The organism is Acidihalobacter aeolianus (assembly GCF_001753165.1).
GTDB lineage: Bacteria > Pseudomonadota > Gammaproteobacteria > DSM-5130 > Acidihalobacteraceae > Acidihalobacter > Acidihalobacter aeolianus.
In genome coordinates, this window is record NZ_CP017448.1 from 1,857,117 (window position 1) to 1,870,248 (window position 13,132).

At 58.1% G+C, this 13,132-nt stretch carries 10 protein-coding genes; 4 read left to right on the forward strand and 6 right to left on the reverse strand.

The annotated features are described in order from the left end of the window. The first annotated feature begins 165 nt into the window (after positions 1-165). Together dksA and gluQRS are read left to right on the forward strand one after the other, a co-directional pair. Complete coding sequence (gene dksA, locus BJI67_RS08515) at positions 166-615, forward strand: RNA polymerase-binding protein DksA (RefSeq protein ID WP_070072666.1); 450 nt, start codon at positions 166-168, stop codon at positions 613-615. Further along, entirely contained in the window at positions 573-1,595 is a 1,023-nt protein-coding gene (gene gluQRS, locus BJI67_RS08520; protein WP_083250765.1) for a tRNA glutamyl-Q(34) synthetase GluQRS, read from the forward strand. Before dksA ends, gluQRS begins: the two co-directional genes overlap by 43 nt. Positions 1,596-1,607: 12 nt before the next feature. On the opposite strand, the gene BJI67_RS08525 is transcribed toward gluQRS, so the two are convergent. The 6 genes from BJI67_RS08525 to BJI67_RS08550 all read right to left on the reverse strand — a co-directional run bounded on the left by BJI67_RS08525 (position 1,608) and on the right by BJI67_RS08550 (position 10,397). Then, positions 1,608-4,049 (reverse strand): EAL domain-containing protein, encoded by a 2,442-nt coding sequence (locus BJI67_RS08525; RefSeq protein WP_083250766.1) that lies wholly within the window; start codon positions 4,047-4,049, stop codon positions 1,608-1,610. A gap of 96 nt (positions 4,050-4,145) precedes the next feature. After that, positions 4,146-5,315: an MFS transporter gene (locus BJI67_RS08530; protein ID WP_083250767.1), complete on the reverse strand. Its 1,170-nt coding sequence runs from the start codon at positions 5,313-5,315 to the stop codon at positions 4,146-4,148. Between the two features lie 9 nt (positions 5,316-5,324). Further along, complete coding sequence (gene istB / locus BJI67_RS08535) at positions 5,325-6,068, reverse strand: IS21-like element helper ATPase IstB (protein ID WP_070071329.1); 744 nt, start codon at positions 6,066-6,068, stop codon at positions 5,325-5,327. A gap of 13 nt (positions 6,069-6,081) precedes the next feature. Further along, positions 6,082-7,599: an IS21 family transposase gene (istA, locus tag BJI67_RS08540; RefSeq protein WP_070071328.1), complete on the reverse strand. Its 1,518-nt coding sequence runs from the start codon at positions 7,597-7,599 to the stop codon at positions 6,082-6,084. A gap of 212 nt (positions 7,600-7,811) precedes the next feature. Next, positions 7,812-8,069: a hypothetical protein gene (locus BJI67_RS08545; protein WP_070072669.1), complete on the reverse strand. Its 258-nt coding sequence runs from the start codon at positions 8,067-8,069 to the stop codon at positions 7,812-7,814. Then, on the reverse strand, positions 8,070-10,397 hold the full coding sequence (locus BJI67_RS08550; protein ID WP_083250768.1) for a DUF1631 domain-containing protein: 2,328 nt from the start codon (positions 10,395-10,397) through the stop codon (positions 8,070-8,072). Between the two features lie 210 nt (positions 10,398-10,607). Here BJI67_RS08550 and ispG point away from each other — a divergent pair, with 210 nt between their 5' ends. Together ispG and BJI67_RS08560 are read left to right on the forward strand one after the other, a co-directional pair. After that, positions 10,608-11,852, forward strand: a complete 1,245-nt coding sequence (ispG, locus tag BJI67_RS08555) for a flavodoxin-dependent (E)-4-hydroxy-3-methylbut-2-enyl-diphosphate synthase (protein WP_070072671.1) — start codon at positions 10,608-10,610, stop codon at positions 11,850-11,852. Positions 11,853-11,963: 111 nt separating this feature from the next. Further along, entirely contained in the window at positions 11,964-12,971 is a 1,008-nt protein-coding gene (locus BJI67_RS08560) for a hypothetical protein (RefSeq protein WP_070072672.1), read from the forward strand. Positions 12,972-13,132: the final 161 nt, after the last annotated feature.

The following is a 13,132-nucleotide window of genomic DNA, read 5'->3' on the forward strand; positions in this document are numbered from 1 at the left end:
GGGCATGCCACAGCGGAGGACTACCGCCAGATACTAACACGCGGGAACCTGCCAATTGGATGCACCCTGCTATGGCGCTTGCATGTGATCCATACATCTGCTACTAAGAACGGCTTTTCGAGCTTGGTGTAGAATTGAGCAGTTATATCTCAGCCGGAGTTGACCATGGCCGCTAGCGACCAGAACCCGAACACCCCTGTACGCTCTCCCGTCACGGGTATCGCCCCGTATGATCTAAAGGACGGCGAGGAATACATGAACGACGCGCAGCGCGAGCACTTCCGTACGATTCTGCGCGCCTGGCGCCAGGAACTGATGGAAGAAGTGGACCGCACTGTCGAACACATGAAAAGCGAGGCCGCCAATTTTGCGGATCCAGCCGACCGAGCCACACAGGAAGAGGAGTTCAGCCTCGAACTGCGTACCCGTGATCGCGAACGCAAGCTGTTGAAAAAAATCTCGGAAGCCCTGAACGATATCGATCAGGGTGAATACGGTTACTGCAAATCCTGCGGCGCTGAAATCGGCATCCGTCGACTGGAAGCCAGGCCAACTGCAACATTGTGCATCGAATGCAAGACTCTGCAGGAGATCAAGGAAAAGCAGATGGCGTGAGCGCCCGCGGGGCCGACCCACTCGCTGCGGAGGACTCGCCTGGCCATTCGGCGGAACAGACATCTCCTCCGCAGCCTTCTGCAACGCACTACCGGGGGCGATTTGCCCCCTCGCCTACCGGCCCCCTGCATTTCGGTTCGCTGGCCACAGCCCTGGCGAGTTGCCTCGATGCCCGTTACCATCATGGCACTTGGCTCCTGCGGATCGAAAATATCGACCAGCCACGCGAAGTCCCGGGGGCTGCATCCCTCATCATGCACGATCTCGATCGGCATGGATTCGTCTGGGACGAGCCTGTCGTCTGGCAAAGTGACCGTCTCGACGCCTACGCCGAAGCCCTCGATGAGCTCAAGACAAGTCACCAGGCTTATCCCTGTGCATGCTCACGACGAGATCAAACGTACAGCGCTTCGGGCGCATTAGTCTACCCTGGAAACTGCAGGGGAGGTCTGCCGATCGGCACCACAGCCCGCTCCATACGCATACTGACCGATCACCGCCCAGTTGCCTTCGATGACTGGCTACAAGGACATTATTCACAGGATCTGGAAGCGGAATGCGGCGACTTTGTGATTTTGCGTGCGGACGGTTATTACGCCTATCAGCTGGCAGTCGTCGTTGATGATGCCTGGCAAGGCATCACCCACGTCGTGCGTGGCGTCGATCTGCTCGAATCCACGCCTCGCCAGTTACATCTGCAAAGCTGTCTGAACAAACCCACCCCTAGATATGCGCATCTGCCGATTGCGACCGACCCGCAGGGACTCAAATTGAGCAAATCCACCGGAGCCGCCGATCTCCAGACCCTGCAACCGGGGCAGAATCTCTGGAAGGCACTCAGTTGGCTTCGTCAGAACCCGCCTATGGAGCTATACGGCGAGGCACCGGGTGTGGTGTGGGATTGGGCCATCCAACACTGGAACATCGATTGGCTGCGCGACATAAAAACACAACCTATGGTCAAGAATTCAGGTGGTTAAACTCTGAGGGCACTAGCCTACCCGCACATCCGTCACAGTCGCCATATGCGTATCAGCAGGTATCGCGGCCAGAGCGACCAGGGATACAAGATTGATATCGCCCACCATGACTTCGGCAAGCCCCCCGTCGTGGCGCCACTTAGGCAACGCCAACGAGATGCAGAAATCCTCCGTGGCCTTGGAAATGTATATGCTGGATAAATAGCTCCGCTGACCTCGGCGCAACTCGCGGAAATAAGCTCGATCCGCCCTGTTCATACCGTCCCCACCTCGCTTGATCAGCCCCCGCATGGCAGGATTAAGCCAATTCGCACCTTGCTGTATCCCCCTCGAATCCACTCTGAATACCAATTCAAACACGGGGTGCCGCGCAAACCATTCATCTACCGCAGCTGGTGAGGCATGATCAGGAAAGTCTTCAAGTGCCGACTCCAGAACCTCACGCCAAAGCGCATGGGCCAGTACCCTCGGCCGTTCTGCGATGTTCGGGGGATTACCTTCGGTCACGATGACGCTTCCCAAGCGATCCTTGGCTGAACGTTTAAGTTCGGCCGCCCTAGCACTTGCCATCACGCTGTCGCTCATCGGGCCGCTCTGGCCATTTACGACAACCACAGACAACGTCGCAACCGGATAATACCGGCCGTGCTGTGTTCCGAAATAACCGAGATCCAGATCGCTCTCATCGTAAAGATGAGGGGCCAATTCGTGGAAGCGGTCAATCAACCATTGAATGCGTTTGAACAACCCTGGAGTCTGCGCTGGAGCCACCAATAGGAAGTCATCGCCGCCGATATGTCCGAGTTCCACTTCCGGGAGCCCCTCAAACCCCTTACGCAGAATCTCCGCAAGAACCTTGATCATGGCATCGCCTCTCACGAAGCCGTAGCGATCGTTGAAGGCCTTGAAGTGATCCAGATCCAGATAAACCAATTGCAGCGACTCGTGCCCCGCAAGACGTTGCTCGATGAGACTGCGCAGCACCGGGCCCGTAGGTAACCCACTCAAGGGATGTACGCTTTGCGGCAATCCGATATCGAGCAGGTGATCGAGGACTCCCAGCAAAACCAACGTACCCATGTATCTACCGGAGTCGTCAACGACGACCCATGGTCTTGCTCGGCCACCACTGTCGTACAAGCGGCGCAGGAGACTGTGGGCATTGACGCGGGAACGCAAGCACTGATCGAGAGGACGGGCATGCCGCCCTGCCGTATCCGTGTCCTGGGCAGACAGCACTTGGCGACTGAGGTAACCAACAGGCCTGCCTCCATCCAGCACAATGACATGTTCGAGGCCGCCGTCGCGTCGAAACATCTGTCTTGCGTCGGCTACACTGGCATCGAGTGGGAGAGTTTCGCCAGGACTCATAAAATCACCGAGTCTGACCGACGAGCGCATCTGCCGGTCGCGTACCGAACCGAGCAACGGCAAGGACTGCGGGGATGTCAGGTGGGGCGATGGTGGCGCAAAGTAATACCCCTGCCCATACCCCACGCCAAGGTTACGGCACAACTCCACATCCTCCACATCCTCCAGTCCTTCGGCAACAGTGGCACAACCCAGTCGCTGGGCCATTGATATCAAGGCTTCGAGGACACCAATACGCATGCGGCTGTTATGGGCGCCATGCACCAACGCACGGTCGATTTTTACGAAATCGGGGCGCAGCGCCGCAAGTAGACTCAAGCCGCTATACCCGGACCCGATATCGTCCAGAGCGATTCGAAATCCCATGGCTTTGAGTTCATCGCATGTAGCCGCCAGGGCCTCATGATCATCCACTCGCTCGCTTTCTACGATTTCGATCACCACATCGTGCGGCGTCACACCCAGTGCCTGCATGCGTTTCAGGAAAGGGTGTTCGGTAAAGTTACGCGCGAGGAGGCTGTGTGGCATGGCGTTGATGAACACGGGCATACCCACAGGCATCAGGCTTTGTTTAACGCGCAAGGCACTCGTCTGACAGGCAAGATCCAATTCGATTGAGCGTCCGGCGCGCTTGGCGATGGCGAATGCCTCGCCGCCGTTCAAGCGTTCCCCCGAGTCCAGGCGTATTCGACACAGGGCTTCGTAAGCAAAAATACGCCCACTCTGATTCAGATCCACGATGGGCTGGATATCGCTTGAAATACCAGGGCCTAGATCGAGATTGACCCAGGGATGGTGAATTCTGGCGTGCAGCGCCTCAAGCGGCACGAGGTGACGCATCACCTCGAACACGGTCTGATCGGCCGAGATAGGCATGCAGATAGCCTGCGCAGATGAACGCACGCTCGGTGCAAGTGACCGCAGAAGCTTGTCGAGCAATGGGCCTAATCGATGCGTATCGCATGCAAAGCCCCAAATATCGGAGCTATCGTTTAAACATTCTCCCAACTCGGCCCATAAGGTCGGAGCCGAATCCTCGCCTACACGAATCAGCAAATGCGTATCGCTGTTTAATGTCATCATTAGGTCTCTCCCAGCGAACACCGTTAGCAAGCAATGGGTGTGCCAGGAGAGGTAAAACGATGGCTACAGACTCAATTTACTGAATACGCTCAATAATCACGCATCAAAACGGTGCTTTCGAACCTCACGGTCTGACCAGTTTGCACCTACATCGTGCAAAGGTTGGCGCAACAAAATCCATCCACCAAGGATAAAAAGAATCAATATGGAAAGAATGGAAACCCGCTGGTCGTGAAACATGACGGCGGTCAATCCAATCAGCATCGGACCGATTACTGCGGCGAATTTGCCCAGCATGTTGTAAAAACCAAAAAACTCGCCGGATTTATCTTTAGGTATCAAGCGCGCATAGAGCGCGCGACTCAAACTTTGCACTCCGCCCTGAACCAGGCCTATCACGGCTGCGATAGCATAAAATTCCCACGTACTGTGCATTAGCGATGCCCAGATTGTTGCAGCGGCATATACGGCAATACCGAGCATGATCGCAGTCCGCGTACCGATACGTTCACCCAGATACCCGAACCCAATTGCAGCGGGCACTCCGATCAATTGCGTCAGCAATAATGCAGCGACAAGCTGCTGACTGCTGAAACCCAACGACATGGCGTAGTTGACTGCCATGCGCATCACAGTGTTGACGCCATCGATATACAGCCAGTAAGCCAGCAGAAAACCACCGATCACTCGTAATCGGCGAATTTCTTTGAATGTCTGCACAAACTGCCGCCACCCTGCTTGAGCGACATGCAGTATCCCGTCGCTGGTAGAAGTAGCCCGCACTTCTGTGACACGGAAAAGCAACGGCAAGGTAAAAAGACTCCACCAGATTGCCGCGAGAAGGAAAGACCAGCGAACAACATCCGCCGCATGCTGAAAACCGAAGGTATGTGGCCAAATCGTCATGGCCACGCAAAATGCGAAAAGCCCACCTCCGCCAAGATAACCCAACCCATAACCTAGGGACGATACCCGGTCGTACTCCCGTGGTTGTGCCACACTCACCAGCAATGCGTCGTAAAAAATATTCGCCGCCATATAACCTATGATGCCGCACGCATATAAGGTGGCAGCCGCCAGCCATCGGCCACCGCCCAATTTAAACAGCGCAGCTGTACAGACCACACCCAGAACTGTAAATCCAGCCAGGAATTTTTTCTTTGCATGTCCTCGATCTGCAATTGCGCATTTCGTCGAAGGTGACCGCCGATTTCGGTGAACGTGACCGCTGCTCTCATTGGTTGCGCACTGGAGTGGTTTTTCTATCCTGAGCGGTCACGATCCGTCAACCGGAGCCTGGATCTTGCGCATGGACTCGCCGGTCAGGTTGAGTCGGTGTGAGCCGTGCAGGAGGCGGTCGAGGATAGCGTCGGCCAGGGTGGCTTCACCGAGGTAGTCGTGCCAGTGTTCGATAGGCAACTGGCTGGCGATCAGGGTGGAGCGTCGGCCGTGGCGATCCTCGATGACTTCCATCAGGTCGTTGCGCTGTGCGGTGTTGAGCTTTTGGATGCCCCAGTCGTCGAGGATCAGCAGGTCGGTTTTGAGGAGCTGGCCCATGAGCCGGACGTAGGAGCCGTCGCCGTGGGCGATGCGCAGCTGCTCGAACAGCGCCGGCAGGCGCAGGTAGCGCACCGACAGGCCGCGCCGGCAGGCCTGATTGCCCAGTGCGCAGGCGAGCCAGGTCTTGCCGCAGCCGGTCGGTCCGGTGAGGCACAGGTTCAGTGCCTGGTGTATCCAGTCGAGGCTGGCCAGTTGGGCCATGCGGGGCTTTTCCAGGCCCCGGCGGTGGTGGTAGTCGATGTCCTCGACGCAGGCCGGCACGCGCAGGCGGGCGGCCTTGAGCAGGCGGGTGAGGCGTCGGTTCTCGCGGTGCAGCACCTCGTGCTCGATGAGCAGGGCGAGGCGCTCGTCGAAGGACAGCGCATGGGTCTGGGGTTGGCCCTGTTGTTGCTCGAGGGCGGCGAGCATGCCGGTGAGGTTGAGGGTGCGCAGCTGTTGGCGGGTCTGTTGATTGAGCATGGCGTGGAGCTCCTCAGTGATAGTAGTTGGCGCCGCGGACATTGGCGTGCAGGGGCAGTGCCTCCTGGGCCGGGCTCTGATCGAGGGGCTGTTGGTCAAGGCCGCGGGCGAGGATCGACTTGACGCTCTGGTAACGGGCCGAGTCGATGGCCAAGGCTCGAGCGCAGGCCGCCTCCAGGCGCGCCGGGCGGTAACGCCGAGCGAGGCTGAGCAGCCCCAGGCAGGCGCGGTAGCCGTGCTCCGGATGAGGCCGGTCGGTCAGCTGGCGGCGTACCACCTCGGCCGTGCTGGGGCCGATCTGGCTCGCCCAGCGCAGGAAGCGCTTGGGTGACCAGTCACGGTGCACCTGATGGGTCTTGGGCATGTGCTCGGTGACGGTGACGTAGCGGCCCGGGCCGTGGTGGCGCGGATGCAGGGCCACGCGCTGACCCCGGTGCAGCACCTCGATCGTGGTGGCGGTGATGCGCAGGTCCAGCACCTGGCCGACCAGGGCATGCGGGACGCTGTAGCAGCGCTTGTCGACCTCGACGTGGTAGTCGATGCCGGGCCGGGCGCGTCGCCACTCGGCGTAGACGTAAGCCTCGCCCGGCAGCGGGCGCAGCGCGGGCCGATCGAGGCTCTCGAACAGGTCGCGACGGCTCTCGGTGCGACCCTGGAAGAGCCGCTCGTTCAGTTCAGGCAACAGCGCGGCGATGGCCCGGTTCAACTCGGCCAGCGAGAAGAAGCGGTGGTGGCGCAGCCGCGCCAGGATCCAGCGCTCGACCACCTGCACCGCCACTTCGACCTTGGCCTTGTCCTTGGGCTTGTAGGGCCGCGCCGGCAGCACGGCGGTGCCGTAGTGCGCCGCCATCTCGGCATAGGTGGCGTTGAGCTGCGGCGCGTAGCGCTCGGCGCGCTGAACCGCCGCCTTGAGGTTGTCCGGCACCAGCAGCGCCGGCACCCCGCCGAAGAAGCCCAGCATGCGCTGGTGGGAGGCGATCCAGTCGGGCAGCGACTGGGTCCAGGTAGCCTCGACATAGGTGTAGCTGGAGGCCCCGAGCACGCCGACAAAGATCTGTGCGGTACGCACCTCGCCGGTGTGACGGTCGACGATGTCGACCGTGGGCCCGCAGTAATCGATGAAGACCTTTTCCCCGGCCTGATGGTGCTGGCGCAGGCTGCGCTTCTGCCGCTCTCGCCACTGCCGGTAATGGTGACAGAACTGGGTATACGCGTACGCGCGCTCGCCGTGCGCGGCGCAGTACTCGGCCCAGAGCAGTTGCAGGGTCACGCCCTTGCGCTTGAGTTCCTGATGGATCTGGAAGCCGTCGGGGACGACGAACCGGCTCGAGGGCGCCTTGGCGGGAAACAGACGTGCCTCCAGGGCGGCCTCGTCCATGTCCGCAGGCAACGGCCAGGTGATGCCTTGAGCCCTGGCCAGGTTGACGTACTTGTTGACCGCGCCCTTGGACAGGCCGCAGGCGCGGCTGATCTGCGCGTGGCTGAGTTGGGCTGCGTATTTGAGGCGCAGCACCTCGATGACATGCTTCATTGGAATCCTCGCTGCCGGCACCGCTGTCTCCTTGAGTGAGCAAAGGAGCGCGGTTGTGCCGGAATAAGTGAAAGAATTCCAGTGGCTTGGATGAGATGACGGAGGAACGTGACCGCCGATTTCGGAAAAAGAGCCGAAATCGGTCACGATCAAACGAAATGGCCGGTCACGTTGATCCGAAACGGGCGGTCACGTTCGAGCGAAATGACCGGTCACGTTGCGCCGAAATACGCAGCAATCGCACCTAGCACGGGAGCAATGATTGCGACGAAAAGACTGGCAAAGGAATTGACGGCACCCAAATGAAACGTAATGACGTCTGAAGCTTGCCCTTTGCTCCAGAAATCGCGAAAAAATATGGGGAAAAAGCCGGCCATGACAATCGTGGCGAATGCCGAATTCGCCCAATCGTACATAGCCCAGGAAAACACACTGCCACGGCCCGCCTGCCCGGCCTGATCCAACGTCACCTACACACCTTGCTGCAAGGTATCGAGAACGGAGAGGAGTGCACGATCCACCATAGGTGCGTCTTCGATGATACGAGCACGCCCATCACGCAATTCGCCAGCGAGAGCGTGGGCGTTCATTTCCACTATCTTCATACCCTGGCGGTTCACAAAAAAATACTTTCCGCTGATCACGCTCTTCCAAGACAGTTTAATACGCTGTTCGCAGCCCTTCTGGTCCCGCCAATCGAGCCATGCCCCCTCCCCCAACGACTCCGCTCGTTCATAATGTTGGTCATACGGACCTTCGTCGTTCAGAGTCGAAACACCCGCTCCCCCCAGAAACCGGCCCTCATCGATCATTCGATTGATCTCGGCCGCCTTCTTAGCCATGAAAGACTTCGCGTCGTGAGTCGCGTCCTCCGTCTCTACTTCCGTCGTCATAACCGAGGCATTCGAATGCGATGACTGCGCGAATTCCTGAGGTTTGGGTACTTCTTTGGGCGTCCTAGCCAGGCGGGTATGCTCCACGGCAAGGCTGGATAGCAAGCCATCGCGAGTGTCCGCAGTCATTCGCATCCGATCCATCCCTTCTCGCAGCGCCCGAAGCAGGCTGGGAAGGGTGTCGAGTAACTGACGGCGCGCAACGTCCGTGTTTTTCGGCATCAGGCTCCAAACGAGCGTGGAAGCGACATTCAAAACCCGATCCCAAGTCGGCGATTCCCCGCCATCCGCCCGATAGGCACGTGCCAGAAGGTCCTTCCATGGGCCGATCAGGAATGACCTCACCGACTCTGGTAACTCCGCATCGGCAATGGTGCTGTCGATCGCCGCCGCCGCCGCAGACTTGGCGAGCAAACGATTTTCCTCCTGTAGAGCCTCATCGACCGCTTCTTCCTCACGCTCCGATGAACGCTGCTCGGTCTCGCCAAGCCAAGCCTCGAAATCTTCAAGCACCTCAGAGAAAATCTGTACGTTGTCCTCAAATTCATTGACGACTCGTCCGACCAAATGATCGATGCATTGCAATAACCCATCCGCAGGATCGTCTGCCTCAGGAGACCAACCAATGCCGGCATGCGCCAATTGATTGAGTAAGCGCCGTACAGGGTGCTGCTTGCGACCGAAAAATTCCGGATCAATGAGTGCGACCTTAAGCACCGGGATCTGCAGACGGGCCACGGCGTTTTTGATCTGACCAGGCAGATCCGGATCTTCGAAAAGGAAGTCGAACAACATAGCCACCACATCAATGGTCCGCTCTTCCAATGGATGTACCGGTACGATACCCCCGGCAAAGCTGCCCTCGGACAATCCCCGCTTTAGTGCCGTCGGGTCGATCGAAAGCCCACCTGCAATCTGATAATTTTCGCTACCAGTTTGCTGCAGCCTAGACAATGCCTGGACCACAGGAACGGTAAGCTGAGCAGCCCCACCTCCTGGTACGAACCCTCCCGCAGGTGTAGAGACACCAGGCATATGAGCCCCACTGAAGCCAGGCGCTACCGGTTCAGGGCCGTATAGAAATTGGCGTAACGCCTGTGTTATGTCATCCGCCGCCTCGTTTACACCTCCCCGCTCATCGGCTGCCTGTCCCGTACGTGGACCACCATTTCTCCGAGCGCGATGTGCGGCGGGCATCGCATCAGCTGCAGTCAATGTTGGCAGGATACCTGCCTCGCGCAGAATCAGATCGACGCCGGCATAGAACTCGCCCAAATCGTTGATCACATCGTGATCGAATAGTTTGTACAACAAGAGACGAATCTGTATATCGACCTGGAGCGAGGAAGAAGCTTCCTGAAACGCCGCACAGATCACTTCAGGCCCGATGGCCATTTCTTCATCGACAGTAGGTGCAGGCGTACCTGCCATAGCGGCCAGCCGCTGCCCAAGCAGAAAGAGGGATTCTGCATACAATCGCTTAGCCTTCGTCACCATAGCGTCGATGGCTAGCTTTTCTTCCAGTTCGTCAGTTTCGACCAAGCTTAACGCATCTTCGATGGTGGCATGCCCACGCCCTGACGACGCCGGTACCGGACGTTGCTGTAATCCCTGGTCGAAGTGCTTGAGTACGAGTGCAGAGAAATCCGACTCAAGTGTCGGTCTTTTGAGCCGAATCTCGCGCATGGCATCGAAATAGGCGGTCTGCAACTGATTGCTATCCGCCCGGTCCGCGCGTGCAAATAAGGAATCGTCGATCTGCTCGAGCATCACGTGAAGACGTTGCGTCAGACCTTCGCGGACCTGTCCACGGATCCTTGAAACCAATTGACCGCGAACTGCGGCATCCAAGCGTGCCCGCTGAGTGCCGATAGCGACGACGTTTTCAGGTCGTGATTGGCTCATAACATTCACCCACGTTCCGGCATGATGCCGGCATTCTGGCAAAGTATTGATAATGTACAAGACTATCGACCGTGGCGGGAGGACGGATCGCCATGACCGACGGAACGCTACACACGCCCGACCAGCGGGGACTTACCCACGTGTCGAACTGCGAGATCGCCTCTGAAAGCGTTAGAATGCCGCCTGTTTCACAACACTCGAGCTGGATTCATGCAGACATTCTCCGCCCGACGCCGTACCACGCCCGTCCGCATAGGACATGTCACTGTCGGGGGCGACGCCCCCGTCGTGGTCCAGTCTATGACCAACACGGATACGGCTGATCCGATTCGGACCTCAATCCAGGTAGCCGAGCTCGCCCGTGCTGGTTCTGAACTGGTCAGGATCACGGTCAACACCGAGGAGGCTGCCGCTGCTGTACCCGAAATCCGCGAACGTCTGGATAAAATGGGCATCGACGTCCCGTTGGTGGGTGACTTCCACTTCAATGGGCATAAGCTACTGGGGAAATACCCCGAATGCGCCAGCGCCCTCGCAAAATACCGCATCAATCCGGGAAACGTGGGCCGAGGCAACAAACGCGATAGCCAGTTCGCGCAAATGATCGAACTCGCCTGCCAGTACGAGAAACCTGTGCGGATTGGGGTCAATTGGGGATCCCTAGACCAAGATCTCCTGGCCAGAAAACTGGATGAAAATGCACATCTGGCTCGCCCGTTGCCACTTGAGATGGTGACCCATCAAGCGCTGATCGCATCAGCACTGGAAAGCGCGGCCCGGGCAGAGGAAATAGGGCTGCCACACGACCGGGTCGTCCTCTCTTGCAAGCTTTCAGGCGTGCCAGATCTGATTCGCGCATACCGTGATCTTGCAGATCGCTGCGACTACCCCCTACACCTAGGACTGACCGAGGCTGGGATGGGCACCAAGGGCATCGTAGCCTCCACCGCAGCGCTATCCATCCTCCTGGGTGAAGGCGTGGGTGACACCATTCGCATCTCTCTGACACCCGCCCCTGGCGCGTCGCGAACCGAGGAAGTCATCGTTGCGCAGGAAATCCTGCAGTCTCTAGGCTTGCGCGCCTTCTCTCCGCGCGTTGTCGCCTGCCCCGGCTGCGGCCGCACATCCAGCAGTTACTTCCAGGAACTCGCCGAATCGATTCAGGCGTACCTACGCACACAGATGCCTATCTGGCGCGACCGACATCCGGGCGTTGAGTCCATGACCGTAGCGGTCATGGGCTGTGTGGTCAACGGCCCTGGTGAAAGCCGGCATGCGAATATCGGCATTAGCCTGCCCGGCACCGGGGAAACCCCAGTGGCGCCGGTTTACGTAGACGGCGAGAAAACCGTCACGCTCAAGGGCGAACATATTGCAGAGGAGTTTCAGGCGCTTGTCACCGATTATGTTCGCAGCAGATACCCACACTCTGCTCTAGCCGAGTCTGAGACCTAGGCCCGCCAGAAACACCTTGTTCACAGGCAGCCGGAATTTTCCGTGTTTTGTACGGTCCTACATTCCGCTCGATAGATCTGTGCCCTGCATACGATAACAACTAGACAGGCAATGATGCCCCTGAACCCCAACCGCCTGCGCCGCATACGTAGCTTCCTCAATCAGCACAACAAGATATCCTTGTTGATGGCGGTACTCGGCATGCTGCTCAGCAGCTGGATGGGCTGCGTCCACGCAGCCCCCACAACCGACGGCGTATCGGCCCAATCTGATCGGCGTTTCGATCGCAGCCACTATCTGATCCCCGGCTTCAGCAACCACCTGATCGATATTGATATTTTGGTATATCACGATCTTCTTTCTGCACGCAGAGCCGCGAAACGCCATGACACATTGCGCCTGCGAATCGCACTTGCCGATGCTAATGGCCACTTACTGCAGATGGCCACTCCACCCACACTCGCGGGCTTACGCGACCGTATCGTGTCCGTAGCTGAAGAAATTCAAGCCCAGTCGCCAGCATTCAATGCCAGAACATGGATTGGATTGATCGCCAGTATCCAGCACCTTTCCATACCGAAGGCGGACCGATCTGCCCGTGAACAACTATTACAAACCGCGCACCTAGGGCAAGAACACGCAAAAAAAGGACACTGGCGGCAGGCTTCCAGCCAGATAGCCCAACTGACTGCAGAAATTGAAATCACCGCACATGTATTTCCCACTGCCGATCTTCGGCAGCATGTCCGAACTGCAATCGAGGCAGCCTCTCATGGGACCCCATTGTGGAAAGATGCTGCCCGTGCGGTCGACGCAGCCATCAACGATACGCAGTGGCTCATACGACCCAACGGGCAAAACATGATCAGGGCATACGACTCAGCAGTCGCCGCCTATGCAGAATGGCCACAAGCCTGGGACTCACGTAAATCGCTACGTCAGGCGGCCTGGTATCTACAACGCACTAACGACATGCACAAATTGGGTTCAGAGTTCGAAAAAGCTGCCGTCAGCAACCTCAATCTACCGACAATCGCCCATCTTCAACATGTGCTTGCGCTTGATATCCACCACTCGCGCGACAAGATGTCGCACCCTGCCCCCCGTCTGCCCGGCTGATCACCCGACACTACGACTCAGCTTGCCCACCCACAGCACTGATTTATTGGCTATAACTGGCCACATACGCTAGACAAATCAAATTATTGGGCATGTTAAACAGGCTCCGCGTATGGCGCAGGGGCCAATAACAATAATTTTTACATGGTTGGTGAAATCCT